Origin of the sequence: Candidatus Binatus sp. (assembly GCF_036567905.1) — a bacterium.
Classification (GTDB): Bacteria; Desulfobacterota; Binatia; order Binatales; family Binataceae; genus Binatus.
Genome location: NZ_DATCTO010000080.1, coordinates 1 through 26,043, shown reverse-complemented (window position 1 = coordinate 26,043; position 26,043 = coordinate 1). Strand labels below are relative to the sequence as shown.

The following is a 26,043-nucleotide window of genomic DNA, read 5'->3' as shown; positions in this document are numbered from 1 at the left end:
CAGATTTTCGCGTCTTCTCGCCGCGGGTGCGGGGGCCGCAGCCCCTGCCGCGCACCGCGCAGGTGATTTTTCCTTCACCCCTGCTCACCCCTGCCGCGGCGAATCGCACAAGGTGGACGGTAATTTAACTCTTGTTATGTCTTGTGTCGCCCTGATAGGCTCTGAATCTCCGATGGAAACCGAACGCCAATCTCGTCAACCGCGAGCCGCATGGCCCTTCGATCTTCGGGTCTTCGCCGCCGTGGCCGGGCTATGGGCGCTGTGTCTGGCGATCAGGGCGTTCGTTCACGTTGGCGATTTCGAGGTCGTCGATCCGATCGAGACTATTTTTGCCGGCATGCGATTCAACGGCAACGCGGCGCGCGTGGTGCTGATCGTCGAGGCGGGAATTTTCGCGGCGATGGCGATCGGAGTTTTTGCCCGTCGTCGATGGGGTCTGTTGCTCGCGCTTTGCTACATGGTCCAGGTCGTGATGAGCCATCTCGCGTTCGCGATCGCGTACCTGCCGATTCGATCGGAATGGGTGAACGTGCGCGTGGTCGCATCGGAGGGTCCGATGATGGTGCTGATCACGCTGTACCTTTGGATTCGCGCGTGCGATTTGATTTTCGATTCGCTTCCGATCCCCACCGATGCGCGCGCGCGCCAATCGTCAGACGCGAATCATCGGGCGGCGGTTCGCGCGGATTCCGGCGCCGGCGATGTCGCCGCTATGGCTGATTGAGCATCTGATTGGTGGCGACGGTAGGAGTCGGTCTATCCCGCCTCTACGAGATCACTGGAAGGCGGCTCTTTAGTCCCAGACCGCAATTCGCTGCAACTCCACGCGCATATCTTGATGCGTGTCATGTCTCTGACCGAACAATTCCACGACAACATTCGTAGGAAGGACACCTTGCGGCACGTCTCCGTGAATATCAGGCAAGTCCCATGGCTTATCGTCGATATCCGTTATCGACTGAGATGGGCTCGCGATGAGGAAAACTTTAACCCGAGCGACGACCACGTTCCCATTGTCTTCAAATTCTCCGAGGAAGCAGCTCAGATTGTCCCCACCGTAAATCTTCCCGTCCTTCAGGAACATGACGCCGTAGCCGGGTTTCGCGTCCGCATCCAATCCTTCGTATCGCGCGATGTAGAACCCATCGAATCGTGTTGGCATTTTAGTCTCCTCAATTTTCCACAGACTCTCAGTTGCGGATATTGAACTGGGAAGCGGGTTTTCGCCCTACCATTTGCTAATGTCAAGACACTTTTTGAACTTCGCCTTCAGAACGGGAAGCTGCTCCATCAGCCATCCAAGTTCCGCGCTTTTGATTTCGGCTATTTTCTTGGGGTCATAGTAGGCAGCACGAATGTACCATAACTGGCACGCGAAGATGATGAGTCAACGACGCCCAACGGAGAGGGGGAATTGGTGGCGACGGTAGGAGTCGAACCTACGACACTGCGGATATGAGCCGCATGCTCTAGCCAACTGAGCTACGTCGCCACCGGGAACCGTCAAATCTAGCGTGAGCGCGCCAGCCGCGAAAGACCGCGCGCAATTCGTTCAGCGCAGCGGGATGCTGCGGGTCTTGACCGCGCGATGCCCGCGCTGGACCTGGTAGAGCACGCCCTCGGTGAACTCGACGCAGGTCAGCTTGCCGCCGTACACCAGGCCGGTGTCGATGCCGAGTTTGTACGGCAGGTCGATCATCACGCCACGCATCGGAGTATGGCCGAACACCACCGTCGCGTCGATTTTGTGCGGACTGAAAATGAACTCCTGCCGAATCCACAGCATGTCCTCGGGCTGCTGCTCCTCGAGCTGGCGGCTCGGCATGATGCCGGCGTGGACGAAGAGGTAGGGCGGCCGCAGGTAGCTGGTGGCCAGCCGGCTCATGAAGTCGAGGTGCGCGGCGGGCAGCCGCGCGAAGGCGTCCTCGAGGTCTTCCTCGTGCACGCCGTAGCTGTCGAGCGTCGCGATGCCGCCGTTGAACAGAAACGACTCGCCGTAATTTCCCGGCATGCCGAGAAACGACAGCATCATGTCCTCATGATTGCCCTTCAGGAACACGCATTCCGCATCGCCGCGTTCCAGCTCCAGCGCAAGCTCGATAACGTCGCGCGCCGATGGGCCGCGATCGACGTAGTCGCCGACGAATACCACCGTGTCGCCGGCGGTCGGCGCGATCGACTTGAGAATCGCGTCCAGTTCATCGGGGCATCCGTGGATATCGCCGATCGCGAACACGCGTCCCCCGGGTTTCGATTTTCGATTGGTCGTCATCGCCAGGCGAGCTTGGCGTCAGTCGGCGCGCCTGGAGCCGCGGTTGTGGAGCAAGTCGATCAACGACTTGCGGTCTTCAATTATGCGGCGCGCGGCGCTGTAAGGGTTCAGTTTGCCCGCCGCAATCTCGTCGAGCACGCCGCGAGCGCCACCGTCGGCGACGGCGCGTGCAGTGCGCTCCTCCAGTTCGGCAGACAGAACCTCCACGAACTCGCGGGTGCGGCGCTCGGACTCGCGCGCCGGATCGATATGTGCGCGGATGTATTCGCCGTGCTTCGCAATCGCGCTGACGACCGCGTCGACACCTTGATCGATCGCGGCCTGCGTGAGCAGCACCGGCGGCCGCCATCCGTCGCCGGAGCGCAGATGCACGCCAAGTTCCAGCTCGGCCTTGACCCGGTCGGCGCCTTCGCGGTCGGCCTTGTTGACGACGAACACGTCGGCGATTTCGTTGAGCCCGGCCTTCATCACCTGCACCGCGTCACCCGCCTCGGGCACGGTAACGACGACGGTGGTGTCGGCCAGATCCATTATCGAAAGTTCGGTCTGTCCCACGCCGACGGTCTCGATAATGATAACGTCGCTGCCGTAAGCGTCGAGCAGTTTGACGATTTCGCGCGCGGCGCGGCTGAGTCCGCCGTGGCTGCCGCGCGAGGCGAGGCTGCGGATGTACACGCCGGCGTCCTTGTAATGGTCGGTCATGCGGACGCGATCGCCAAGTACGGCGCCGCCGGAAAACGGGCTCGACGGATCGATGGCGAGGATGGCGATTTTTTTGCCGAGCGCGCGATACTTCGCGATCAGATGGTTGACCAGCGTTGATTTTCCGGCGCCCGGCGGCCCGGTTATTCCGACCACCTGTGCGCGCCCGGTTTGTGCGTAGATTCGCTCGATGATTGCGCTCGACCCGGGCGCGCGATTCTCGACCATCGTGATCATCTGAGCCAACGCGCGCATCTCGCCCGCCTCGAAACGCTTGAGCAGCGCGTCCAGCCGCGCGTCTGTGGTCTGGACAGTCGCGGTGGACTCGGCAGAATAGGGTCGGGATTCAGCAGGCATACGAGCTTGTCCAATCATGATAGCGGCTTGCGATCGGGCGGCGCAACAAAACCTCTGCGGGTGAATAGATCGCGCGGGGCGGCATTGTTTTCCCGGCGTCCGCGCCTTAGTCTCGATTTACGGAATGAAGCTTCCTGACATTTACACTGACTGGAAAATCGTGGGCGGGCTCGCACTGATCATGCTGGGCGCCGCCAACTGGGCCGTCGGGCTGGAACGGACTCAGACTTACAGCCGGATGACCATCGCGCGCGCGCAACCGGCCGCCGGAACGGACTATCGGAGCTTCGCCGAACTCGATGCGGGCGCGGGTGGCGCTGCGGTCCTGGAACCGCTCACGGCTGAGCAACGGCAGGCGTCGTACGCGACGGCGCGGACGGATTTTTATCACGCGGTATTTCTGGCGGGTCGCGCGATGGTGTTGCTTGGGCTGCTGGTCACTTTGCTGGGCTTCATGAGTGTGATTCAGCAGGATTCCCGCCGCGCGTTTCGCCGCCCCGAGGACGACGCGCCGCTGCCGCGCGGGTTGCCGGGCACTCCACGCGCTCCGCAATAGAATTTCTACAATGGTAACGGAGCTATCCGGGCGCGCCTGCGCGAAGATCAATTTGTTCCTGCGCGTGACCGGGCGCCGCGGCGACGGCTATCACGAACTCGATTCGGTGTTTCTGCCGGTGTCGCTCGCTGACGAAATTCGCCTCGAAATCCGTACCGCGGACGAGCCCTCGGTCACCGTCAACTGCAACTTCCCGGAACTCGCCAGGAGCCAGAACAATCTGGCGGCGCGCGCCGCGCGCTCATTCATGAGCGAATTCGATTTGACCGCCGAAGTGCTGATCGATCTGGAAAAACACATCCCGGTGGGCGCTGGACTCGGCGGCGGATCGAGCGACGCCGCCACGATATTGTGCCTGATGGCGGCGGCGGCGCATCTCACCGACGAAGATGCGGCAAGCAGGCTGCATCGAATCGCGCTTTCGCTCGGCGCCGACGTGCCATTTTTTTTGGATCCGCGGCCGTCGCGGGTGACGGGGATCGGCGAGCGGACCGTGGCCATCGCGGGAGTCCCGCGCTTGCCCATCGTTATCGCCGTGCCGCCGTTCGAGGTCTCCACCGCCGCGATCTTTCGCGAGCTTAAGCCCGCGGGATGGAGCGCGGCGGCGCCCGACGCGCACATCGCGGCGATCGCGCGCGGCGATATCTCGGCAGAGCTCGCGGTAAACGACCTGGCCGCGGTCGCGATCGCGCGATTCCCCGAGATTCGCCGCCTTAAAGGATTACTTGAAGATTTGGGCGCCCGCGCGGCGCAAATGTCGGGCAGCGGCGGCGCGGTCTTTGGCCTGTTTGATTCGACCGAGGCGGCCGAAAGCGCGGTGATGAAGATCCGCCGGCGTGCACCGTTCGCAACGGTGATTGCGGCGACGACGCTGGATGGTAATGCCGACGGCGAATCCGATGACGAATCCGACGCCGGGTAGCCTGAAATCCAGCAAGCGCAGCGGGGCTGTGCATGGTCGCGGGAGCGACGCATTGACAGCGAAAAACCGCATCAATAACATCGCAATTCCTGCACACCGGCTGCTAAAGTCGAAGTCCGGGCAGGTTCGCCGCGACAGTTGTGCGGTGCGGTCTCGCGGCGGTTCGGTCCGAACCGATTGGATTGCTCGAGATTCGCCGGCTGGGCGCCCACATGGCGTTTCGCCGGCGGTTGGCTTTAACTGTCTGATTGGGAGAAGCGCGGGCCCTGAGCCTTTGAATCCAAATGCGCTGGGCGGTCGCCAAGCTGGTAAGGCACCAGGCTTTGGACCTGGCATTCGAAGGTTCGAATCCTTCCCGCCCAGCCAACCTGTGCGGTAGTTTGCGGTACTTGAAGAATCACATGATGATCACGACGCGGGGGAATTGAAGATGTCGGACGGGGTCAAGGACCAACTCGAAGTTTTCACCGGGAACTCCAATCCCGCGCTCGCGCGCGAGGTGACGGAACATCTCGGCGTGAAGCTGGGCGAAGCCGAGGTTGGCCATTTTCCCGACGGCGAAGTGATGGTCGAAATCCGCGAGAACGTGCGCGGCGGCGATTGCTTCGTCATCCAGTCGACCTGCACGCCGCCCAACGAGAACCTGATGGAACTGATCCTGGTCACCGATGCGCTCCGGCGCGCGTCGGCCGGGCGCATCACGGCGGTGATCCCGTACTTCGGCTATGCCCGGCAGGATCGCAAGGTTGCGCCGCGCGTGCCGATCAGCGCAAAGGTGGTAGCCGACCTGATCACGACCGCGGGCGTGAATCGGGTGCTCACGGTGGATCTGCACGCTGGCCAAATTCAGGGCTTCTTCAACATTCCGGTGGACAACCTGTACGCGATGCCGGTGTTGATCAATTACCTGCGCAAGCGCATCGAAGGAAAGAAGGTTTCGGTGGTGTCGCCCGACGCGGGCGGCGTGGAACGCGCGCGCGCCTACGCGCGGCGGCTCAACGCGAACCTCGCGATTATCGACAAGCGCCGCCGGCGCGCGAGCGAAGTCGCCGAGATGCAACTGGTGGGCGAAGTGAAGGACTCGATCGCGCTGCTGGTTGACGACATGATCGATACCGCCGGCACCATCACCGAGGCGGCCAAGGTGGTCGCCAACGCCGGCGCGTCGGAAGTAATCGCAGTCGCGACGCATCCGATCCTGTCGGATCCGGCCTGCGAGCGCCTGAATAAATCGAACATCACTGAAATTGTTACGACCAACACTATCCCGCTGCGCGCCAAGGCACAGGCCGAGCTCACCAAGCTCCGGGTGCTGTCGGTCGCAAGCCTGCTGGCGGAAGCGGTCAAGCGAATTCATAATGAGGAGTCGGTAAGCTCGCTCTTTGCATGAGCGCGCCAACCATCAAGCGAGGACACAATGGAGACCGGTGAACTAGCCTGCGAGAAACGCGCCACCCGACCCAAGGGTCAGAACAACGCGCTGCGGCGCAATGGCCGCGTGCCCGCAATATTGTACGGACCCACGACCGCGCCGATGCCGCTGGCGATCGATCGGCTGGAACTGAAGGCCAGGATTTCGGCGGCCGCGCACACCCGCATCGTCAAGCTCAAGTCGAGCGCTGCGGAGATCGACGGCAAGCACGTGATTTTCAAGGACGTGCAGCGCGCGCCGGTGTCGGGCGAGATCCTGCACGCGGATCTGTACGAGGTGGATCTCAACCGGCCGATTCGCGTCGAAGTGGCGCTCAAGTTCACGGGCAAGGCCAAAGGCGTCGCCAACGGCGGAATCCTGGCGCCGCTCGCGCGCACCGCTACGGTGGAATGCCTGCCGCTGGAAATTCCCGACTCGATCGAGGTTGACGTGTCCGACGTCGATATTCACGACGTCATTCACGTCTCGGCGGTCAAGTTCCCCGGCAGCGTCAAGCCGATCTTCGACACCGATTATCCAGTGGTCAGCGTGCTGCCGCCGACCGTTGCGGAAGTGGCAGTCGTCGCAGTTGCGGAACCGGTCGAAGGCGCGGTTGTCGAGGGTGCGCCGGTGGAAGGCGCCGCGGCCGCTCCCGCCGAGGGTGCAGCCAAAGAAGGCGGCGACAAGGACAAGACGGCCAAGAAGCCCGAGGCGGCCAGGAAGCCCGAGGCGGCCGAGAAAAAGAAGTAGCAGTTGTTTTCGTTGCTCGTGCGCGTCGCGAAGCAATCGCCTGCTGGCGGCGCGCGCGAGCAATATAGATGTGAGGGGAACGGGCGGGCAGCGGATGCTGCAAGTCCGGTGCAGGGGGAGGGGCCGCTATGAGTTTCGTCCATCTTCACGTCCACACGCAGTACAGCCTCCTCGACGGCGCCAACAAAATCGGGCCGCTCATCGATCACGCCAAGGCGTCCGGGATGGAAGCGATCGCGATGACCGATCATGGCAACATGTTCGGCGCGGTCGAGTTTTATCAGAAGGCCAGGGCGGCCGGAGTCAAGCCGATCATTGGATGCGAGGCGTACCTGGCGCCGGGCAAGCGCACCGATCGCACGCAAGTTGCGCGCAGCGACGACTTCGACGGCGGCGGCAACTTTCATCTGATCCTGCTCGCGCAGAATCGTGAAGGTTATCGAAATCTCTGCAAGCTGCTCACGACCGCGTACCAGGACGGGCTCTACTACAAACCGCGCATCGACAAGGAAATTCTCGCCGAGCTGTCCGGCGGATTGATCGTGCTGTCGGGCTGCCTGTCAGGCGAGATCGCGCGATGGCTCCGGCAGGATCGCATGGACAAGGCGCGCGAGACCGCCGAGTCGTACGCCAAAATGTTTCCGGGCCGCTACTATCTCGAACTCCAGGACAACAAGCTCCATTCGCCGTACAACGAGGCGTTGCGCGAAATCGGCAAACAGGTCGGGCTGCCGCTGGTCGCGACCAATGATTGCCATTACCTGCATCGCGAAGACGCCAAGGCGCATGAAGTCCTGCTCTGCATCCAAACCGGCAAGACCATGGCCGATGAAACGCGATGGCGTTTCGATACCGACGAACTTTACGTCAAGACGCCCGAGGAGATGGCGAGCGCATTCGGCGCGGGAGCCGAGGAGTTGCGCAACAGCGTCGAGATTGCGCGGCGAATCGATTTCGAATTCGAATTCGGCAAATTTCATTTCCCGGTTTTCAAGTCCGGTCCGGGCGTTGACCTTGACGCCGAGATGGAGCACCGAGCGCGCGAGGGGTTGACCGCCCGCCTGGCAGAGATTCGCGCGCGACGCGCTGATTTCGACGAGTCGCAGTACCAGGAACGCATCGATCGCGAGATTCCGGTAATCCGCGACATGGGCTTCTCGGGCTATATGCTGATCGTCGCCGATTTCATCGGCTACGCGCGCGGGCTTGGAATTCCGGTCGGCCCGGGCCGCGGCTCGGTGGTCGGCAGCCTGGTTTCGTACGCGCTGGGAATCACCGAGGTCGATCCCGTCGAGCATCGGCTGCTGTTCGAGCGATGGCTGAATCCGGGGCGCAAGTCGATGCCCGATATCGACGTGGACTTTTGCTTCGAGCGGCGCGACGAGGTGCTCGATTACGTGCGCAAGAAGTACGGCGACGATCGCGTCGCGCAAATAATCACGTTTGGAACGATCAAGGGCAAGCAGGCGATTCGCGACGTCGGCCGGGTGCTCGGACTGTCATTCGCGGAGACCGACAAAATCGTCAAGCTGTATCCGGCGCCCAAGCAGGGCCGCGATTTCCCGCTCGCCGACGCGCTCGAGATGGAGCCGCGGCTCAAGGCCGAGCGCAAACTGCATCCCGATCTTTTCAACTACGCGTTCAAGCTCGAAGGCCTGCTGCGCCACGCCTCGCGCCATGCGGCGGGCGTCGTCATTTCCGATCAGCCGCTCAGCGACCTGGTGCCGCTGTACGTGGACAAGGAACGCGACGAAGCCGCGCTGGCGATCACGCAGTATTCGATGAAGGGCGTCGAGGAAATCGGGCTCGTCAAGTTCGACTTCCTCGCGCTCAAGAACCTGACGCTGATCGCCGACACGCTCGCGCTGATCAAGGCCGGCGGCAAGCCGCCGCCGGACCTGAACCGGCTGCGGCTGGACGACGCCGATACCTACCGGATGCTCTCGCGCGGCGACACGGTCGGCGTGTTCCAGCTTGAGAGCTCGGGGATGCGCCGGTTCATCACGGAGCTCAAGCCGACCTGCTTCGACGACGTGATCGCGGCGGGCTCGCTGTTTCGTCCCGGTCCGCTCGACGCGATCCAGGACGGCAAAACGATGGTCCAGCATTACGTGGATCGCAAGCACGGCAAGGAGCCGGTTGAGTACGATCACCCGCTCCTGGAGCCGGTGCTGCGCGATACTTACGGGGTTATCGTGTACCAGGAGCAGGTGATGCGCGCGGCGCAGGCGCTGGCGGGATACTCGCTCGAACAGGCCGACATCCTGCGCGCCGCGATGGGCAAAAAGAACCACGCCGTGATGGAAAAGGAGCGCGAGCGGTTTATCGAGGGCGCGAAGAAACATGGCGTCAACGCCACGCTCGCCAATTCGATCTTCGAAAAGATCGAAACGTTCGCATCGTACGGATTCAACCGCTCGCACGCCGCCGCGTATGCGCTGACGACCTACACGACCGCATACTTGAAGGCGCACTATCCGCACGAGTTCATGGCGGCGCTGATGTCGCTCGACATGGACGACGTTGACAAGACCTACAAGAATATCGCGGCGCTGCGCGACATGAAGATTGCGATCCTGCCGCCCGACGTCAATCAGAGCCGGGTGAAATTCACGGTTGCGGACGGCGCGATTCGCTTCGGCCTGGCCGCAATTCGCGGGGTCGGAGCCAAGCCGGCTGAGGCAATTCTCGCGCAGCGCGAGGCCAACGGTCCGTTCGAGAGCATCGCGGATTTCTGCCTGCGCGTCGGCACGCAGTTGATCAGCCGCCGCGTGCTCGAGGCGCTGATCAAATGCGGCGCGTTCGATTCAGTGAGCGCGGTGCGCGCCGCGCTGATGGCCCAGACGGAGAATGCGATCAAGCTCGCGCAGAAAGCGCAGAGCGACGCGGAGAAAAACCAGATTGGCCTGTTCGGGGGCGCAGTAAAAGTGCCCAAGCTGGCGGCGCGCGAGCCGATTCCCGAATGGGACGCCAGGGAGAAACTGAAATTCGAGAAAGAAGCGCTCGGCTTCTACATCACGGCGCATCCGCTGGACAAGTACGATCGCGAACTCGCACGAATCAGCAAAGTCACGACCGCCGACCTGTCCGCCGCGCCCGACGGAAGCCCGGTGCAGATAGCCGGCGTGATCCACGCGGTGAAACTGAAGAACAACAAGTCGGGCAAGCGTTACGCGACCTTTTCGCTCGAGGATCGCCAGGGCGCGGTCGAAGCGATCGCATGGTCGGAGACCTATCAGAAGTTCGAGGCGATTATCATGGGCGACGAGCCGGTGGTCGCGCGCGGCAAGCTCGACGTTGACGACGAGCGCGCCCAGATAATCCTCGAAGGACTGGTGCCGCTGGACGCGGCGCTGCTCGATTCGATCCGCGAGGTGCGGATCACGGCGCCGATGAACCGGCTCGAAAACGGCGGACTCGACGCGCTCAAGGCAATGCTCTCGCGGTATCGCGGCAAATCGATGACCTACCTGCATCTCGGCCTCGACGACGGCCGCGAGGCGGTGATGCTGCTGGGCGACAGTTATCGCGTGACGCCGACGGATACGTTCGTCGCCGAGCTGGAGCAGATTCTCTCGCCCGGCGCGGTGGAATTGAGATAGAAGCGCGGGCAGGTTCGTCGAACGAGCGTCAAGCCGGCCGGGGCAGGGTGGCGTACCGGAGATCGTGAGTATCTGATAGACTCGCAGCGTAAGGTTTCCGCGATCGAGGTAACAATCTGGCAAAGTCCTACGACGTCGCCCACGAGCATCACGAAAGCGCCATCCTGGTCGGAATCGAACTCGGTTCCGAAGCGGGAATCGGCAGCGAAGAATCGCTCGACGAACTCAAAGCCCTGACCGAAAGCGCCGGCGCGGAAGTCGCCGGAGTCGTTCGCCAGCGGCTGAAAGCTCCTGACCCGCGCACCTTTATCGGCAAAGGCAAAGCCGCCGAAGTGCGCGAGCTGGCGCAGGCGAAGGGCGCGTCGCTGGCGATTTTCGACGACGCGCTCAGCCCTGCGCAGGCGCGCAATCTCGAAAACGAACTCAAGATCCGCGTGATCGATCGCAGCCAACTGATCCTCGATATATTCGCCCAGCGCGCGCATACGCTCGAGGGCAAGCTGCAAGTCGAGATCGCGCAGCTCAGCTACCTGCAGCCCCGGCTGACGCGGCAGTGGTCCCATCTTTCGCGCGTTCGCGGCGGCGGCGCCGGAGGCGGCGGCGTTGGCACGCGCGGACCCGGAGAAACGCAGCTCGAGGTTGACCGGCGCCGCCTGCGCGAGCGGCTCACCCGCCTGAAAGCGCGGCTGGGCGAGGTCGAGCGCACGCGCACGATTCAGCGCCGGCGCCGGCTCGAGGTTCCCTACCCGACCGTCGCGCTGGTGGGTTACACCAACTCGGGCAAATCCACGCTGATGAACGCGCTGACCGACGCCGGCGTCGAGGTTGCCGATCGTCCGTTCTCGACGCTCGATCCCACGATTCGGCGCCTGAAGCTGCCGGGCAAGATGAACGTGATGATTGTCGATACGGTAGGATTCATCCATCGCCTGCCCCATATGCTGATCGACGCGTTCAAGGCCACGCTCGAGGAAGTGCGCACCGCGACGATGCTGCTGCACGTGGTCGATGCGAGCTCGCCGCTAGCGGCGGAAAGGATGACGATCGTTGACGAAGTGCTCCAGGAAATCGGTGCGGGCGCGGTGCCGCGTATTGTCGTCATGAACAAAGCCGACCTGGCCGAACACCCGTCGCGCGGAAATGGCGCGCACGACATGGTCTCGATCTCAGCGCTGAAGGGCGAGGGTCTCGACGATTTGCTCGACGCTATTGGGCGCCATCTCGGCGGCTCGCGCGAGGAAGTATCGGTTACGTTCCCGGCCCGGCGCGGCGACCTGGTGGCAATGGCGCGACGGGATGGAGAAGTGCTAAGCGAGGAATACTGCGACGGGCTGGTTTCAGTGCGGGCCCGTGTGAGCGCGCCCGTCGCGGGGCGGTTGCGCAAGGCTGCGGACGCTACAATCTGACGCGCGTTGGCGATGATCCACGATGGCAGCGCCTTCACATAGCAGCGTTCGTCCGCATCACGACGCGCAGCCCGCGCCCTCGTACGGCAAACTGCTGAATCTGCCCAATTTCCTGACCCTATGCCGGCTCGTTTCGATTCCGATCTTCCTGACATTTCTTACCCGCCAACGCTACACGGCGGCGCTGTATGTCTTTATCGCGGCCGCGGTGACCGACGGACTCGACGGCGCGCTCGCCAGATGGTTCGACTCGCGCACTGAATTGGGGGCGTTTCTCGATCCGTTCGCGGACAAGTTGATGCTGGTGTCGGCGTTCGTCGTTCTGACGATCGGCGGCGAATTGCCCGGCTACCTGCTGAGCGTGGTCCTGATCCGCGACATCGTGATCGTCGTCGGCTACCTGATGATTTCGTTCTTCACCGGCGAGCGGGTGCCGGTCCGGCCGAGCTATCTCGGCAAGCTGAGCACGGTTCTGCAGTTGGGGTGCGTGATCGCCGTGCTGGCGCGAGCCGGAAACTACTGGCCCGAAGATTTCAACGCGCTGCTCATCGTAACGGTCGCGGTCACCGCGGCGTCGTTCGTACACTATATGTATCGCGGTTTGGTGTGGCTGCGATCGCGCGAGCCGGAGATGTTCGCGTAGCCGGGGCGGCCGCTGCTGCGGACAGGCGCGAGTTAGACGATCACTTTGGCGGCGCGAAGTTCCTCGACCTGACTACGTTCGATTCCGGCCTCGCGCAGAATCTCGTCGGTATGTTCGCCGAGCTTGGGCGGCACGCGCCACATCTTCATCGGCGTTTCCGAAAATCGCGCGCCGGGATTCACGGCGCGCACCTGGCCTGCGCTGGGATGTTCGTAAATCGAGAAGCTTTCGTTTTCGATGATTTCCGGATCCTGCAGGAGCGTTTCGTAATTGTGGACCGGGCCGCATGGGATGTCGGCTTTCTCAAGCACTGGCAGCCATTCGGCGGTGGTTTTTTCGGGGAAGAGCTTGGCCAGGCCGCGCATGAAATTACGCCCGCGCTCGGCGCGATCCGAGGTCTCGGGCCAGAATTCGGGATGCCCAACTGCCTCGGCCAGCCGCTTTGACTGCGCCTCGGTGAAGGGCGCGATCGTGAGCCATCCGTCTTTCGTTTTGAAAGGATCGAGCGAGGTGCTCTTGGGCGCAAGGTGCTTGAACTCGTCTTCGGGCAGCAGCGTGTAGCCGTAGATCGAATCGTTGGCCGTGAAAGCGATCATCGCCTCGAGCATCGGGACCTTGATGTACTGGCCGACGCCACGGGCGCGCGCGGCATGCAACGCGCTAACTACGGCCAGCGCCGCAGTCATCCCGGTTACTTTGTCCGCCAGCGCCATCTTGACGGAGGTTGGCTGGCCGGTTTTGACGCCCTGGATGTGGGCCATGCCGGAGTAGCCCTGGATGACGGGATCGTAGGCGGGAAAATTCGCCAGGCGGCCCTTGGGCGGAAAGCCGCAGATCGAGCAATAGACGACCTTGGGATTGGCGCGACGAATGTCGGCGTAGCCGATTCCGAGGCGCTCGGCGACACCGGGGCGATTGTTCTCGACCAGGGCATCGGCCTTTACCGCGAGCCGGCGCACGAGGTCGCGGCCGTGCTCCTTCTTGATGTCGATCACGATGCTGCGCTTGTTGCGGTTGAAGTTCAGGAACGACGCGGTGAGGCCGCCACGCTGTGGGCCGACGCCCCGGCGCATCGAGTCGCCTTCGGGCGGTTCGATTTTGATCACGTCGGCGCCAAGGTCGCCGAGCAGCTGAGTACAGAACGGTCCCGAAATGACGGCGGTCAGATCAAGAACGCGAAAACCAATCAGCGGTCCATCAGCCATGACAAAAATCCTTCAAGCGCAAGCGCTGGGCGTCAGAGATACTAGCTGCGATGGCGCGGCGAGTCACGCAGTCCGGAGTCCAATGTGGCTTTAATCAGCTATCGAACTGAAATTCTATCTGTCGGCGCAATCCCGCAGTTTACCCGTCCCAGTTCGTCAGATCATCGACGCCAAGCCTGCTTAACCCGCCCGGCGCGCGGCGTCAAGGCGTTTTCCATGAGACTCGCGGCGTGGTTTTCCTGCCTCAGTTCGCGGGCGGTGTTGGGACGCTCATGCCGAACGCAACTTTCAAGTCGTCGCCGTTGAACGGATAGACGTGGACCATCCAGCCGAAGGCCTGTTTGAGGAAATGACCGCCGGCGGCTTCACACTCGGCGGCGTCGGCGATTTTGCCGGTGAACCCGAAGCGTCCGTCAGCGAGGAAACCCAGGCGGCGGTTGATTGCCGGTGCGGACCGGCTTGACGCCACCGGCATCATGCCCGGCATGTCGAGATGCGTCGCGCCGATATCGCCGCGCAAGAGGTCGTCGAGCGTGATTCCGTTGGGCAGGCAGATGTTGGTGTGAGCGTGCCAATGCGCCACGCTCAGCGGAATCAACGCGTCGAGCTGATCGGGCGTGTAGTCGGCGGGCGCGCTATACATCGCGCCGACCAAAACGTAATCGCCGCTCGAATTTTTCACGTAAAGGATCGAGCCGGGACGGGCTAAATCGAAATGCCCGCTGTATTCCTGTGATGCGGCGCCGTAGTCGGTAAAATGGTAAACCTCCTGCGCAACCGTCGGCAGAAAAATCCGATAGCCCTCCGCCAGCGCCACTCTGGAATCGTGATACTTGACCAGCGCGCGGCGAAGCGTGTCGATCACCTCATGGGCGCGTTCGATGTCATTGGGCGTCTGCGGACGCGAGGACGTCATCACCATGTGCGCACCCATGCCCATCTGACCGCCCATCGCGTTGGGCGCCATCTCGTGGCTGTCCATATCAGCCATCGCGGCCATATCGTGCGCGAATGCAGGTGCGTTGATTGAAAGAGCGAGCGTGACAGTTAGAAAACCGAGCCGATGCCTGTTCATGTGATCCCCCGAGGCACAGCTTCACTCGCGATTGGCCCGGAGGCGCGCGTGTTTCAACGCCGGCAGTTCGCGCCGCACGCGGTCCTGATACTCGAGATCGATCGGCGCCACCACGACGCCTTCCTGATCCGCCGCGCGAGCGATCACGCGTCCCCATGGATCGACGATCATTGAATTGCCGTAGTCGCTGTAGCCGTAAATATTGGGACCGAACTGCGCGGGCGCGATCACGTACGCCTGGTTCTCGATCGCGCGGGCGCGGATCAGCGGCTCCCAGTGCGCCTCGCCGGTGGGGAAGGTGAACGCGCTCGGCACGGCGATAACTTGCGCGCCGGCAAAAGTGAGGCGCCGATAGAGTTCCGGGAAGCGAAGATCGTAACAGATGCTGAGTCCAATCGTGCCAAGCGGAGTCGCGGCGCAGACGACCTGCGCGCCGCCGACCTTGGAATCCGATTCGCGCACCGTCACGCGGCCGGGAAGATCGACGTCGAACAGGTGAATCTTGCGATACACGGCGATTTGGCCGCCGTCGGGGCCGAGCAGCGCCGACGTGTTATAGCATCGCGGCTCGCCGGCGGCCTGTTCGGTGATCGATCCTGCGACGAGGTGGATTCCGAGCTCGCGCGCCAGCCGCGACATCAGCGCGAGCGATTGACCGTCGAGCGTTTCTGCCGCAGCCGCCTGCCCGTCACGCTTGCCACGCCAATTGAAGACCTCGGGCAACGCGACCAGGTTTGCACCGCGAGCGGCGCCGGCGCGGACGAGCCGTTCGGCACGCTCCAGGTTTGCCGCCTTGTCCGGTCCGGCGGTCATCTGAATTGCGGCTGCCAGGTAGGTCATCGCGGGATTTCCATTGGGCATTATGACGCGTCGGGCATCGGGTTAGTAGCGCGACGCATTCAATAGCGGGGGGTGGTCGGATCCGCCGTCTCGGACCACGCGTCGATTCCGCCTGACAGATTGAGCACGCGGTCGAAGCCCATCCGCGCCAGGTACATCGCGACCTGCGCGCTGCGGATTCCATGATGGCATACGACGACGGTCTCGCGGCCGGGATCGAGCTCGGTCAGGCGCGAGGGAATGTCCCCCATCGGGATGTGACTCGCGCCAGGGAACGGCGCGACCGCAATTTCAGCCGGTTCGCGGACGTCCAGGATGAAGACCCGATCGCCCCTGTCGAGGCGGGCCTTGAGCGCCGTCGGTTCGATTGCGCCGATATCAGGCATCAGGCTACAGGGGAGAGCGCCACGCTACTGTTTGATGTCGTTGGAAAACAGCTCGACCTTCGAGAACCTCGGTAGCTCGGAGCATGGAATCGAAAATCGGAACGTGTCGCTCTGACCCGGCCGGATCGGATCGAAATGCGGCTTCTCGTTCAGGATTTTCTGCACCCACGCATCATCAGACAGGCTTTCGGCATGATGGTTGTAGAGGCTTTCGCCGTGAAGGACTTTGCCGTTGCGGTCCTCGAACGCGAAGTGCAGGCGGACATAGTCAATCGGCCGGCCGCTGACGTTGGTGATTTTGCCGCCGACTACCAGGTGCGGCGGCATGCAACACGAACGCATAATCATGTCGCTCGTGACTACCACCCGGAGTTGGCCGTTGGGGGCAACCTGGGTCTGCGGATGATCGGAGCGGGCGCGCATCACCGCTTCCGCGCGTGCCTGAGCGCTGTCCTTGATCTCGACGCGAGTGCCGGCAAACGTGGCGCTGGCCGCACCGAAGGCGATAAAAGTCGCGATTGCGATTAGCTTTTTCATATCAGCGACCTCTATCCGCGATCTTGGTGCGGGGCTTCGCCAGTGTCAATCTACTATCTGAACGCCGCCAGACCCGTACAAAGAGTCACCGTACCAGGAGCCACATGGCGACCGCTGAATACATTCAGTTTATGGCCGAGGCCATTGCCGAAGCCCGTCGCGGCGAGGCGGAAGGTGAGGTTCCGGTCGGCGCGATCGCGGTTGCGGATGGGCAAATCGTCGGCGCGGGGCATAACCAGCCAATTAAGCTTGGCGATCCGACGGCGCACGCGGAAATCCTGACAATCCGCACGGCCGCATCGACGCTCAAAACGTACCGGCTGACGGCGGTGTCGGTGTACGTCACGCTCGAGCCATGCGTCATGTGCGTCGGTGCGATGGTGAACGCGCGAGTCGCGCGAGTCGTTTACGGGGCGCGCGACGACAAGGCAGGTGCGCTCGGCTCGGTGTACGATATCGGCAGGGACGGCCGGTTGAACCATCGATTGGAAGTCGTCGGCGGGGTGATGGAACCGGAGTGCGCGGAGATTATGCGTGAGTTCTTTCGCGCGCGCCGCGGTGGAGCATAAGAGAAGAGGGCCGGGTGATGGGCAACTTCAGATTCTACCGCCGCGTTTCGATCTTCCCGGGTCTATCGGTCAACGTTTCGAAATCGGGTCCGAGTCTGACGGTCGGGATGCGCGGCGCGCACGTGACGCTCGGAGCCAAGGGAATTCGCAAGACGGTCGGCATCCCGGGCACCGGCATCTACTATACATCGCACAGCGGATACCATTCGGGGGCGCATTCCGCGCACGTCGAGCAGCCGATTTCGGAGCGTCAGCAGACGACCGCGCACGCGATCGCGCAGCTGATCATGTTGATCTGCATCATTGGAGGCGTGGCGCTTGCGATCGCGCTGGTCGGCTCGATCGCCGGGGGCACCGGTTCGTGAATTCAGCCGTTTTTGGGCTCCCGGCTGAGAAGGATGTCTTACTGTTGGCATAGTGTGCCCATTTGTTATCATGAACGCCCTCTTGCGGTGTTCCGCTGTTGAGAAGACTTTCGTCAGAAGACGCAGGGAAACCTGCTCGAGCGTAGCGATCTCGATGTTAAAGGGAGGGTAGCCTTTGAAATGGTCTTGTCTGTCGGTAGCAGCTATCGCAGCGTTGATCTTGTGCCTGGTACCGGCTCGAGCGCAGGTTCCTACTAGCACTCTAACTGCGGGGGGCGCCGCGCCCGGTAGCCAAGCGACGTCCACGCAATCAGAAGGGACCACCGCGAGCGGCGTCAAGAACCCGGCAATGATCGGGCAGATCGAGCATCCCGCGCCCAGCACGCAAATTCTCTTTGATCGAGAAGTCGTCGACATTCCCAACAACGGAGATTGCTTCGACTGCCCGCAGAAGGTCGCGCAAGCACTAGCCAACCACGCCGCGGTCCCTGTATCCAACCCTCGCTGCGCGGCCGCGATGAACCGTGCTCTGGAACTGCAAAGGACGCATCCCGAGTCAGAACCAGAGTGGTGACACCACTGAGATGAACGGTAGCAGGCGTCGCCGGTCATCACGACTTCATCGGCGCCGATTCGGACGCGCAGCGATTGATGACCGGGAGTATGGCCCGGAGTGGGTATGCACACCACCGAGCCGTCGCCGAAGACGTCGTGCTCGCCGTCGATCATTTTCACCCGATGCCCGTGGTCGTAGTCGTGCGGATCGTAATAGACGCTTTCGATCAGCTCGGCGCTGTGGCCGGCCTCCCATTCGCGGCGCTGAATCAGTAGGGTCGCGTTGGGCAATTGCTGGTTGCCGCCACAGTGATCGAAATGGAGATGCGAGTTGATGATGAAATCGATCTTCGAGGGCGCCACGCCGAGCGACTCGAGACGCGCCCCGATCTCCTCGCCGGGTTTGAATCCCACTGTGTGATAAGTGGCGAGCCGTCCCAGGCGGCGATTGGGATCGGTTTGCGTCTCGACGTGGAGGCCGCTGTCGAAGATCGCACGCCCCTTTGGATGCTCGATCAGATATGCGGGCACGGGCACCGTGAGGCTTCCCTTTTCGCCCGCCGGGAGCAGCGCGGCCGGGAGGGTCAACCATCCGCACGTGAACGCATAGACGCTGAGCGACATATAATCCTATTTTCGTCTGCTAATGGCCGGTCGCGCGCGGTGGATGACGCGGAGAGAAATATATAAAAGAATTGTTTGGTGCTCGAATGCAAATGACATCTTCAGAAAAGTGGTGTGGCCGCGATGCCGAGTGACAAGGCCAAGCAGAACAAGGCGCTGACGGCGACCTGCGTCGCCTGCAACAAGCCGGTGTCCACAGAAAGCGCAGTCGCGCTCACGGGCGTCGAGAACGGGCGCCACAAGCAGTACGTGGTGTGCAACGCGTGCGCGAACGGCGGATGGCGTCCGCCGGGCTTCGTGGGATTGTATTCGTTCCGCCGGGAGTAGCTCGCGGCGCGGAAATTCCGGCTGAACGCGTGAAAGGATCCCCGTGGACTCTCTCCGCTTTTTGAGAAGCAGTTCAATGAGAATCAGAATCCGTCTGGTCGCATTCGTACCGCTGCTCGTAGCGGTCGCATTGTCCGCCCCGGCGCGCGCCGCCGACGCGGCGAAAGCGGGCAGTATTAAGGTCGAAGTGACCGGCCTTCGAAACGACAAGGGGCAACTGGGATGCTCGCTGTGGTCAGGTCCCCAGGGATTTCCGCGCGACAATTCTCATAAACTACGCCGGGCCTTTGCGCCGATTCACGGCAATTGCGGCGCGTGCGTCTTCGCCGGAATCCCGGCCGGTGACTACGCCGTCTCGGTTTTTCACGACGAGAACGGCAACGGCAAGTTCGATTCGAATTTCATCGGCTACCCGCTCGAGGGCTACGGATTCTCAAACAACGTCAAGCCCCAGTTCAAAGATCCGTCATTCGACGAAACGAAATTTCACTATGACGGCATCGGCACGAAACGGATGTCGATCCAAATGATTTACCGATGATGAAAGCAGTAATCGTCGAAAAACCCGGCGATGAAAACGCGCTCAAAATTGGCGAAGTTGCCGAACCTGCAATCAAGCCCGACGAAATACTGGTTCGCGTTTAGACAGATCAGACCTTGTACAGGCGCCGGGCGTCTGCGCGGAGTTCCGATCTGAGATCTGGATGCGCGATCGACACCAACACGTCGACCCGCTGGAGAATCGATTTGCCCTTGAGATTCGCGATGCCGTATTCGGTCACCGCGTGATCTACCAACCTGCGCAGCGACGTCAGCACGCGCTCGAGAAATCCTGCCCGCGCCAGCAGATTCCGCCGAGATCGGAAAATCGTCCGATCGAGAATGATCCAAGCGCGGCATTTCGTGGGCGAGTGGCGCGGGGACGAATCCGAGCCACGGTCAGCTTGACTGCGCGGGAACAAACATCGATGCTCGTCTGTCGCGGAGAGGTTCGGGAGTTTGGTTTAACCGGCCTGACTCGAAATCAGGTGAGCCTAACGGCTCCGGGGGTTCGAATCCCTCCCTCTCCGCCACCCAGTCTGGCATGTTTCCCTACATTCTGGAGAAGCGATGAAATCGGCGCGTGGGGCGCGATTCACGCGCGGTCGTGGACCCGGAGAATGCCAACGGCGCGGCTGACGGCAAAAATCGATCAAAATTCTCTGTTCGCGCTCTTGGCATGTCCATCTGCGAACCGGCCGACCATCTTGAAGGGATGTGTTGCAACTTTGGCGGGGGTGGCTGGTAGTCTGAAGAGATCGTGAAGAACGCAACCCGACCGGCAATTTTCAAGTGGCGGCAGACGGCGCCGGAGCTGATTCTTTGTGCCGTGCGCTGGTATCTTCGGTACTCGCTGTCGCTCCGCGATGTCGAAGAGTTGTTCGCCGAGCGCGGTCTGGAGGCCGATCACACGACGATCTGGCGCTAGGTTCAACGTTACGCTCCCGAACTGGAACAGCGGCTGCGCCGTCATCTCAAGCCGACCAACAAATCCTGGTGGGTCGATGAGACCTATATTCGAGTGCAGGGCCGTTGGTGTTACCTGTATCGGGCCATCGATTCCACCGGTGCCACCATCGACTTCCTGTTATCGGCGTTGCGCGATGCCGCAGCGGCCACACGCCTGTTCCGCAAGGCTCTCAGCGATCCATCGCATCCTCAGCCCCGCGTCATCAACACTGATCAGGCCCGCCTCTATGGCGCGGCGATTGCCGCGGTGAAAGAGGAAGGAACCCTGTGCCGCCGCTGCCGACATCGGCCGGTCCAATACTTGAACAACATCCTGGAGCAGGATCATCGAGCGATCAAACGATGCGTGAAGGCCAAGCAGAGCTTTCGCGAGTACCAGGCGGCCCGGCGAACGATTGAGGGCTACGAAGCGATGCACATGATCTGGAAGGGCCAGGCGCGCTGGGTCTGCGGCAATGATGTTCGCCAACAGAATCAGTTCATCGACCAACTGTTCGATCTGGCTGCCGGAGACCTCGCCGCCCAGTTCCGCTCGGGCCGCCCTCCGTCACAGCCTTCGAAGTTGCAACACTTCCAGACCAATTCTTCGATTGTTCAGGGCGGGCTGTGATCGCCCAAGGCCGCGCCTGAGCACTGCACCGATCGTCGCAATCTGCTCAGCCGTCAATCGCTTGAGCTGGGCCCAGCAGGACTCAATTTGGAGGTCAGCGTCTCTCCTCGACCGTTCCTCGTAATACTCGCTGTGACCGAACGCCATGGCTTGATTGCGAAGAAAAGTCCGCCACGATTGCCCCGGCCGTCTGCTTCGAGCAGGCATGTAGCGCGACACGGTGGCTTGGGAGACGCTGAAACGGAGCATCAGAAGTTCACCATGGATCCGCGGCGCTCCCCAGAGAAAGTTCTCACGGGCCATCCCTGCGATCAGTTGGCGGACTTCGCTGGAAACCCTGGGGCGCCCACCGCGCCAGGGACCACGAGATCTATATCGGCAAAGCGCCGACCAGCCCGCACGGCGCCAGCGCAAGACCGTCTCGGGCTGGACGATGATCAGGCTGTCGCGCCATTGAGGCCACCAGCGCGAGAACAAGACCCAAAACAGCCGATCCCAAAGACGAAAGCACGGGCGACGAGTTCGGCTGCGCTGGAGCACGGCGATTTGATGGCGCAGCGCGATCGATTCCAACAGCAGCGCGGTGCGGGTCCGGGGTTCGCCGCTTCGGGCGACCGGGAGCGCTTCGCTTGTCGGCATCCCCATGAACGCAGGCTATCGCCAGACGTTCGAAACCACCAATGAATTCGCTCGGATTAAGATTTGAGGAACCACAAGCAACACTCACAAAGCTCCTTGTTCATGGCTTGTAGATAGTTAGGCGATCACTCCGATGCGGCAGATCGGGTACGGGCAGCCGGGTCGACAGGTAGTGAGGGCATTTATTGTAGATCGTATCACTCGAATCCTTCTGCCATATGGAGTTCCGAACGCAACTCGCGGGGCGTAGTTCCCGAGCGATCTCCATCCACCAATGTAGCGGCTGTTGGAAAGGGTCTTTTGTGATCCTCGCCTGTGTGTGGCGAATTGCTGATTCTGGGGAAATCAGTAATTCGCCACACACACGTACCAGTATCCGAACTGGATGCCCTATGACGAACTGCTGCCCAGTCCACCCAAAGGGCTGCACTTCGCCGGCGGCCACAGGCATTACGAGTACACCTTCTGGAACCGGGCGCCCTCGCAATCCGACCGCCAGACCAACGTCACCTACGAGAGCGCGGGACTTTAGCATGGTGCGGGAAAACGATAACCTGCTACCGGGGACCGCACACCCTGAAATTCCGGGATGACGCCGAACCTGGGTCGAACACGCTTGGCAGATTTCGAAACTGACATCGACGCCGCCGGCCGGCGCAGGAGCGCGGCCCGCGGGATACATTGAGCAACCACGAGGGAGATACCAACATGCGTCTGAGATTGATCGGTCTTATCGTTCTGGTAATCAGTCTGCCGCTCAGCCTCTCTATCCGCTCGGTGGCGCGAGCCGACGAAGCGGATATCGAGACCACGCTCGGAGACGAGAAAGCCACGGTCGATAAGGACAAGCAGCTCCGTCTCGACGCGACCGCACGGATAAACGCGCCCGCGGACAAGGTCTATGACGCGCTCACCCATCCGGAGAAGGTCGCCAAGTACGACGCGCGCATCACGGACGTAAAGGTCGTCTCGCATGACGCCAAAAGCGAGACAGTGGAGTACAAAGGGCAGACCCTGCCGATACCCAACGCGCCGCCGTCCTTCCGGGTGGAGTACAGCTTCGATCCCGCCAACAAGAGCGTCTCGGCAAAGAATGCCGGCAAGTCGCCGATCCAGTTCCAGAATCACACCGAGCTAAAGCCTTCCAAGGATGGCAAAGGCACCGACATCCACTACACCGGCGTCTCGAGCAGCACCGGACCGATAATGGGCTTCGAACCGACGGAAGGGATGCGCACGCAATTCGCGCTCAGTGCGTTCATGCAGCAGATGCATAATGTCGGGATGTACATCCAGAAGGGTGGCAAGTAGGCGCCCGGGGGTGTGTGGCGAATTGCTGATTCTGGGAAAATCAGTAATTCGCCACACACAGGCTACCAGCATTCGCGCTCGATGTACGGCCCTGACCGCGTGCTGTATCCGATGAAGCGCAAGGGGGAGCGGGGCAGCGGCCAATGGGAGAGGATTTCCTGGGAACAGGCGTTCTGCCGTTGCAATTGAGCGGACCAATGGAAATCAAAACTGCCGATCAACGAATTCTGGCAACTTCGAATGAGGCGGGCGCAAGAAAAAAATGAAAAGGAATACGCTGACTGTGATGGCGGTGCTGCTGTGGCTGACCGCGTTCGGAAACGCTTTCGCTCAGACCTCGGGCAAAGCCGATTACATGGCCGATTGCGCGCGCTGTCACGGGGTAGATGGCAAGGGAAGCGTCGCGGCGATGAGGGAGGTGAAGGGCTATGTCTCGGTTGACCTTACCCAGCTCAGCAAGGCTAACGGCGGCGTGTTTCCGCATCAGGAAGTTTATGGCGCGATCGACGGCCGCAAGCGCTTTCCCGCACACTTCGTCGGCGACATGCCGACCTGGGGCCTCAAATACCAGCAGCCTGATCGAGCTCTCCCTCCAGGCACCGAACAGGAAGTCACTCGCAGGATTTCGGCGGTCGTGAGTTATATCGAATCAATCCAGCAGAAGTAGCTGGCGCTCGAGTCCAACCAGCCGCCACGCTACGCCACTCTGTACACCTTGTATTCGACGCCTCCGGGCGCGATCCGTCCCTCGGCCACGAAGATGCTCTGGTTGAGCCAGAAGTAACGCGCGTCGCCGGTCTCGAATTGAGGCGTGGTACGAAAATATTGATTGCCGTTCAACTCGCTTGCCGCGCGCACGCCGCTTCCGCTAAGTTTGGCTAACGCCTGTTAGAATCGGTGCATCCCGGAATTCACGCCAAGAGGACTTCAAGCCGCGCCGTGGTTCGCTTCTACAATAGGCGCGGCACGGCCGAACAGTGGATCAAAGAGGGCAAGCAGGCGGTCGCGATGACGCGGCTAAGCTGCCACCGCTTCCGGGCCAACGCGGTACGGCTGTGGCTGAGCGTGATCGCCTATAATCTCGGCAATCTGTGGCGGCGGCTGGTGCTGCCGATGAGGGTCGCCACCTGGTCGCTTACGAGCTTGCAGCAGCGGTTGGTGAAAACCGGCGGCCGATTAATAAAGCATGCCCGCTACTACTGGCTGCTTTTGGCTGAGAGTCACCTCACGCGGCGGCTGTTCACCGGCATGCTGCGGAAAATCACGGCGTTGCCGTTGCCGGCGGGATAGCGGATTGTTGGGTTGCCGAGACAATCGCCTGAGGAAGCAGCAAGCGAGGGGCCAGTGTGTGAAAAATCCGTTTCCAAGAGACCCGATGTGGGCCCGCGAGGCTGTCCAGGGGCTCGAACCCGGCTCACCTGCGGAGGCCGGAGCCGGTTGTGATCGTCAGTCGGATCGCGACTTGACGCCGGGTTGGGTAAGCGACTACGAATCGGCTGTTTGCAAAGTCAAAAAGGAAATTCCGGGTAAAGGTAGTTCGAAGCCCTTGAAAGCGACGCTTCCGTGCCACCCCGTCGGTCAAGACCGGGAAAAAGAGGCACTGCCCGAATTAGGACAGCACCCTCCCGCGAAGTGCCGTCTGGTCCGCCGCTTGTCATTTCTCATCACGCTTGAAATGATCTGCTGCCGTGAGCGCACCTTCGAAGCTTGAGCTCGAGCACTTCGTCTCGACGTTTCCATATTCGAGCGAAGCATTCCTGGTCGACGAGGTGCTGTGTGTCGACCTCGCGCAGCGAGAGATCGAAGCGCGTATGGACACGACGCGCTCGCTGCCCGTCGCGCGGTATCAAGTGGGCGATCCAGGCATCCATCCTCGGCACGTCTCGGGGCCCGACCTTGTACTGCTGACCGGCAACCTCGGCTGCCTTCACGCCTACTTCCTGCACAGCTGTCGTTGGGAGGAGGGATGGGTCGGGTTCGGCAACCGCATCCATCGTGCTGATTTCCGAAGTCTGGTAACCATTGGACCGCCGCTTCGGCTCCATTCCAAAGAGACAAAGGCCCGCGAAGGGCCGAAGCGGGTTGTGCTGCGCTACGAGTTTCGCTTCTGGCAGGAGGAGAGGCTAGTCTACTTTGGCGACCAGTCGGCAATCTTCGTTAAAGGTCGGGCGTTCGAGAGAGATTAGCCGGAATTTCCCTCTTTGACCATTAGATCGATACCCGCGGAGGGTCATGCGATGGCTGATTCCAGGCGTGGCGGAATGCTGACAACCTTGGCGGTCCTGTTCGCAATTCTCGCATCAACCGACATCCTGAAGCCGCTTCATCTCGAGGGTCCGACCACAGGCCTGGTCTTTTTTGGCGAACGGCTGAGCGGCACACCGGATGCCATCCTTGGGCCGCTGCTGGGAATTGTTCTGTTGATTTATGCGGCCGGGATCTGGCGGATGCGCCGCTATGCGATGTATCTCGGCTACGCATATGCGATCTACGTCACGCTCAACCTGGTGCTTTTTTCGGCGAGGAATCCACTGCCGGCTTCGCAGAGCGAGATGATCTTCGACACTGTCTATGTCATTTTTGCTTTCGCTTTCAGCTGGGGCACGGCGATACTTCTTCACCGCCACAAAGTCGATCTCCGGTAGCGAATTCCGTTGTCGGCGCCGGCGAGTCATCATAAATTGGTCCTGTGGTTTCTTAAAACTCAATCCGCGCGCGCCAGCGTTGAGGATCGACCCGGTGCCCTTCACGCCATATGGCCAAACCGCTCAAGGCGGCTGTGAAAACCCGCAGGGCTAGCTCTCTCCTCACTGACAAAACATAGGTGACGGCGGGGCGCAACGGAGAACGCTGGATGCGTCCTCCGTTGC

At 61.6% G+C, this 26,043-nt stretch carries 30 protein-coding genes, 3 tRNA genes and 3 pseudogenes; 23 read left to right on the top strand and 13 right to left on the bottom strand.

The genetic code is table 11. The features are described from left to right. Positions 1-172 precede the first annotated feature (172 nt). Entirely contained in the window at positions 173-724 is a 552-nt protein-coding gene (locus VIO10_RS12680) for a hypothetical protein (RefSeq protein ID WP_331964673.1), read from the top strand. Between the two features lie 69 nt (positions 725-793). Here the strand turns inward: VIO10_RS12680 and VIO10_RS12675 are convergent, their stop codons facing one another. The 4 genes from VIO10_RS12675 to meaB all read right to left on the bottom strand — a co-directional run bounded on the left by VIO10_RS12675 (position 794) and on the right by meaB (position 3,331). Next, positions 794-1,162, bottom strand: coding sequence for a hypothetical protein (locus VIO10_RS12675; RefSeq protein WP_331964670.1), 369 nt, complete (start codon positions 1,160-1,162; stop codon positions 794-796). A 253-nt stretch (positions 1,163-1,415) separates the two neighbouring features. Continuing rightward, a tRNA-Met gene (locus tag VIO10_RS12670) sits at positions 1,416-1,492 on the bottom strand. Between the two features lie 60 nt (positions 1,493-1,552). Continuing rightward, complete coding sequence (locus VIO10_RS12665) at positions 1,553-2,272, bottom strand: metallophosphoesterase family protein (RefSeq protein ID WP_331964667.1); 720 nt, start codon at positions 2,270-2,272, stop codon at positions 1,553-1,555. 18 nt (positions 2,273-2,290) lie between these two features. Beyond that, the gene (gene meaB / locus VIO10_RS12660) at positions 2,291-3,331 is read right to left on the bottom strand and encodes a methylmalonyl Co-A mutase-associated GTPase MeaB (protein ID WP_331964664.1); all 1,041 of its coding nucleotides are present in this window, start codon (positions 3,329-3,331) and stop codon (positions 2,291-2,293) included. Positions 3,332-3,455: 124 nt separating this feature from the next. Here meaB and VIO10_RS12655 point away from each other — a divergent pair, with 124 nt between their 5' ends. The 8 genes from VIO10_RS12655 (at position 3,456) to VIO10_RS12620 (ending at position 12,621) form a co-directional block, all read left to right on the top strand. Further along, positions 3,456-3,887 (top strand): hypothetical protein, encoded by a 432-nt coding sequence (locus tag VIO10_RS12655; RefSeq protein WP_331964661.1) that lies wholly within the window; start codon positions 3,456-3,458, stop codon positions 3,885-3,887. 10 nt (positions 3,888-3,897) lie between these two features. Next, a complete protein-coding gene (locus VIO10_RS12650) occupies positions 3,898-4,809 on the top strand; it encodes a 4-(cytidine 5'-diphospho)-2-C-methyl-D-erythritol kinase (RefSeq protein WP_331964658.1) in 912 nt (303 codons plus the stop codon). 290 nt (positions 4,810-5,099) lie between these two features. Beyond that, a tRNA-Gln gene (locus VIO10_RS12645) sits at positions 5,100-5,175 on the top strand. Between the two features lie 64 nt (positions 5,176-5,239). After that, positions 5,240-6,199 (top strand): ribose-phosphate pyrophosphokinase, encoded by a 960-nt coding sequence (locus VIO10_RS12640; RefSeq protein WP_331964655.1) that lies wholly within the window; start codon positions 5,240-5,242, stop codon positions 6,197-6,199. Between the two features lie 27 nt (positions 6,200-6,226). Then, the gene (locus VIO10_RS12635) at positions 6,227-6,970 is read left to right on the top strand and encodes a 50S ribosomal protein L25 (RefSeq protein WP_331964652.1); all 744 of its coding nucleotides are present in this window, start codon (positions 6,227-6,229) and stop codon (positions 6,968-6,970) included. A gap of 128 nt (positions 6,971-7,098) precedes the next feature. Further along, positions 7,099-10,572 (top strand): DNA polymerase III subunit alpha, encoded by a 3,474-nt coding sequence (gene dnaE, locus VIO10_RS12630; RefSeq protein WP_331964649.1) that lies wholly within the window; start codon positions 7,099-7,101, stop codon positions 10,570-10,572. 116 nt (positions 10,573-10,688) lie between these two features. Then, the gene (gene hflX / locus VIO10_RS12625; RefSeq protein WP_331964677.1) at positions 10,689-11,978 is read left to right on the top strand and encodes a GTPase HflX; all 1,290 of its coding nucleotides are present in this window, start codon (positions 10,689-10,691) and stop codon (positions 11,976-11,978) included. Between the two features lie 22 nt (positions 11,979-12,000). Beyond that, the gene (locus VIO10_RS12620; RefSeq protein WP_331964646.1) at positions 12,001-12,621 is read left to right on the top strand and encodes a CDP-alcohol phosphatidyltransferase family protein; all 621 of its coding nucleotides are present in this window, start codon (positions 12,001-12,003) and stop codon (positions 12,619-12,621) included. A 32-nt stretch (positions 12,622-12,653) separates the two neighbouring features. On the opposite strand, the gene VIO10_RS12615 is transcribed toward VIO10_RS12620, so the two are convergent. The 5 genes from VIO10_RS12615 to VIO10_RS12595 form a co-directional block, all read right to left on the bottom strand. Next, a complete protein-coding gene (locus VIO10_RS12615; RefSeq protein ID WP_331964644.1) occupies positions 12,654-13,826 on the bottom strand; it encodes a CoA transferase in 1,173 nt (390 codons plus the stop codon). A 244-nt stretch (positions 13,827-14,070) separates the two neighbouring features. Next, the gene (locus tag VIO10_RS12610; protein WP_331964641.1) at positions 14,071-14,817 is read right to left on the bottom strand and encodes a hypothetical protein; all 747 of its coding nucleotides are present in this window, start codon (positions 14,815-14,817) and stop codon (positions 14,071-14,073) included. A 105-nt stretch (positions 14,818-14,922) separates the two neighbouring features. Beyond that, positions 14,923-15,762, bottom strand: a complete 840-nt coding sequence (locus VIO10_RS12605) for a carbon-nitrogen hydrolase family protein (RefSeq protein WP_331964638.1) — start codon at positions 15,760-15,762, stop codon at positions 14,923-14,925. Positions 15,763-15,800: 38 nt separating this feature from the next. Continuing rightward, the gene (locus tag VIO10_RS12600; RefSeq protein ID WP_331964635.1) at positions 15,801-16,127 is read right to left on the bottom strand and encodes a rhodanese-like domain-containing protein; all 327 of its coding nucleotides are present in this window, start codon (positions 16,125-16,127) and stop codon (positions 15,801-15,803) included. A gap of 24 nt (positions 16,128-16,151) precedes the next feature. Beyond that, complete coding sequence (locus tag VIO10_RS12595; RefSeq protein ID WP_331964632.1) at positions 16,152-16,664, bottom strand: FxLYD domain-containing protein; 513 nt, start codon at positions 16,662-16,664, stop codon at positions 16,152-16,154. A 104-nt stretch (positions 16,665-16,768) separates the two neighbouring features. On the opposite strand from VIO10_RS12595, the gene tadA reads away from it, so the two are divergent. The 3 genes from tadA (at position 16,769) to VIO10_RS12580 (ending at position 18,172) form a co-directional block, all read left to right on the top strand. Beyond that, positions 16,769-17,233, top strand: coding sequence for a tRNA adenosine(34) deaminase TadA (tadA, locus tag VIO10_RS12590; RefSeq protein ID WP_331964629.1), 465 nt, complete (start codon positions 16,769-16,771; stop codon positions 17,231-17,233). A gap of 17 nt (positions 17,234-17,250) precedes the next feature. Next, positions 17,251-17,598, top strand: a complete 348-nt coding sequence (locus tag VIO10_RS12585) for a DUF4236 domain-containing protein (RefSeq protein WP_331964626.1) — start codon at positions 17,251-17,253, stop codon at positions 17,596-17,598. 349 nt (positions 17,599-17,947) lie between these two features. After that, on the top strand, positions 17,948-18,172 hold the full coding sequence (locus VIO10_RS12580; protein WP_331964623.1) for a hypothetical protein: 225 nt from the start codon (positions 17,948-17,950) through the stop codon (positions 18,170-18,172). A gap of 65 nt (positions 18,173-18,237) precedes the next feature. Here VIO10_RS12580 and VIO10_RS16330 read toward each other — a convergent pair. Further along, positions 18,238-18,777: pseudogene (locus VIO10_RS16330) on the bottom strand (N-acyl homoserine lactonase family protein); the annotation flags it as partial. Between the two features lie 123 nt (positions 18,778-18,900). Between VIO10_RS16330 and VIO10_RS12570 the strand changes: the two are divergent. Together VIO10_RS12570 and VIO10_RS12565 are read left to right on the top strand one after the other, a co-directional pair. Further along, entirely contained in the window at positions 18,901-19,104 is a 204-nt protein-coding gene (locus VIO10_RS12570) for a hypothetical protein (RefSeq protein ID WP_331964620.1), read from the top strand. Positions 19,105-19,180: 76 nt separating this feature from the next. Continuing rightward, positions 19,181-19,645 (top strand): DUF2141 domain-containing protein, encoded by a 465-nt coding sequence (locus VIO10_RS12565; protein ID WP_331964617.1) that lies wholly within the window; start codon positions 19,181-19,183, stop codon positions 19,643-19,645. 109 nt (positions 19,646-19,754) lie between these two features. On the opposite strand, the gene VIO10_RS12560 is transcribed toward VIO10_RS12565, so the two are convergent. Next, positions 19,755-19,922 carry an acetyl-CoA hydrolase/transferase C-terminal domain-containing protein gene (locus VIO10_RS12560; protein WP_331964614.1) on the bottom strand — a complete coding sequence of 56 codons (168 nt, stop codon included), beginning with the start codon at positions 19,920-19,922 and terminating at the stop codon, positions 19,755-19,757. A gap of 165 nt (positions 19,923-20,087) precedes the next feature. Between VIO10_RS12560 and VIO10_RS12555 the strand changes: the two genes are divergently transcribed. Beyond that, positions 20,088-20,177: transfer RNA gene (locus tag VIO10_RS12555), tRNA-Ser, on the top strand. Between the two features lie 227 nt (positions 20,178-20,404). Next, positions 20,405-21,121, top strand: a pseudogene (locus tag VIO10_RS12550) (IS6 family transposase); the annotation flags it as partial. A gap of 39 nt (positions 21,122-21,160) precedes the next feature. Here the strand turns inward: VIO10_RS12550 and VIO10_RS12545 are convergent. After that, positions 21,161-21,862: a hypothetical protein gene (locus VIO10_RS12545; RefSeq protein WP_331964611.1), complete on the bottom strand. Its 702-nt coding sequence runs from the start codon at positions 21,860-21,862 to the stop codon at positions 21,161-21,163. Positions 21,863-22,247: 385 nt separating this feature from the next. Here VIO10_RS12545 and VIO10_RS12540 point away from each other — a divergent pair, with 385 nt between their 5' ends. The 3 genes from VIO10_RS12540 to VIO10_RS12530 all read left to right on the top strand — a co-directional run bounded on the left by VIO10_RS12540 (position 22,248) and on the right by VIO10_RS12530 (position 23,840). Continuing rightward, complete coding sequence (locus VIO10_RS12540; protein ID WP_331964608.1) at positions 22,248-22,394, top strand: hypothetical protein; 147 nt, start codon at positions 22,248-22,250, stop codon at positions 22,392-22,394. A 176-nt stretch (positions 22,395-22,570) separates the two neighbouring features. After that, complete coding sequence (locus VIO10_RS12535) at positions 22,571-23,173, top strand: SRPBCC family protein (protein ID WP_331964605.1); 603 nt, start codon at positions 22,571-22,573, stop codon at positions 23,171-23,173. Positions 23,174-23,435: 262 nt separating this feature from the next. After that, positions 23,436-23,840 (top strand): c-type cytochrome, encoded by a 405-nt coding sequence (locus VIO10_RS12530; protein WP_331964602.1) that lies wholly within the window; start codon positions 23,436-23,438, stop codon positions 23,838-23,840. Between the two features lie 29 nt (positions 23,841-23,869). Here the strand turns inward: VIO10_RS12530 and VIO10_RS12525 are convergent, their stop codons facing one another. Continuing rightward, positions 23,870-24,031: a DUF3237 family protein gene (locus tag VIO10_RS12525; protein WP_331964599.1), complete on the bottom strand. Its 162-nt coding sequence runs from the start codon at positions 24,029-24,031 to the stop codon at positions 23,870-23,872. 72 nt (positions 24,032-24,103) lie between these two features. On the opposite strand from VIO10_RS12525, the pseudogene VIO10_RS12520 reads away from it, so the two are divergent. The 4 genes and pseudogenes from VIO10_RS12520 to VIO10_RS12505 form a co-directional block, all read left to right on the top strand. Continuing rightward, positions 24,104-24,463: pseudogene (locus VIO10_RS12520) on the top strand (transposase); the annotation flags it as partial. Positions 24,464-24,521: 58 nt separating this feature from the next. Then, positions 24,522-24,884 (top strand): hypothetical protein, encoded by a 363-nt coding sequence (locus VIO10_RS12515; protein WP_331964596.1) that lies wholly within the window; start codon positions 24,522-24,524, stop codon positions 24,882-24,884. Continuing rightward, a complete protein-coding gene (locus tag VIO10_RS12510) occupies positions 24,862-25,359 on the top strand; it encodes a hypothetical protein (RefSeq protein WP_331964594.1) in 498 nt (165 codons plus the stop codon). Before VIO10_RS12515 ends, VIO10_RS12510 begins: the two co-directional genes overlap by 23 nt. A 51-nt stretch (positions 25,360-25,410) precedes the next feature. Then, positions 25,411-25,818 (top strand): hypothetical protein, encoded by a 408-nt coding sequence (locus VIO10_RS12505; protein WP_331964591.1) that lies wholly within the window; start codon positions 25,411-25,413, stop codon positions 25,816-25,818. The last annotated feature ends 225 nt before the right edge of the window (positions 25,819-26,043 follow it).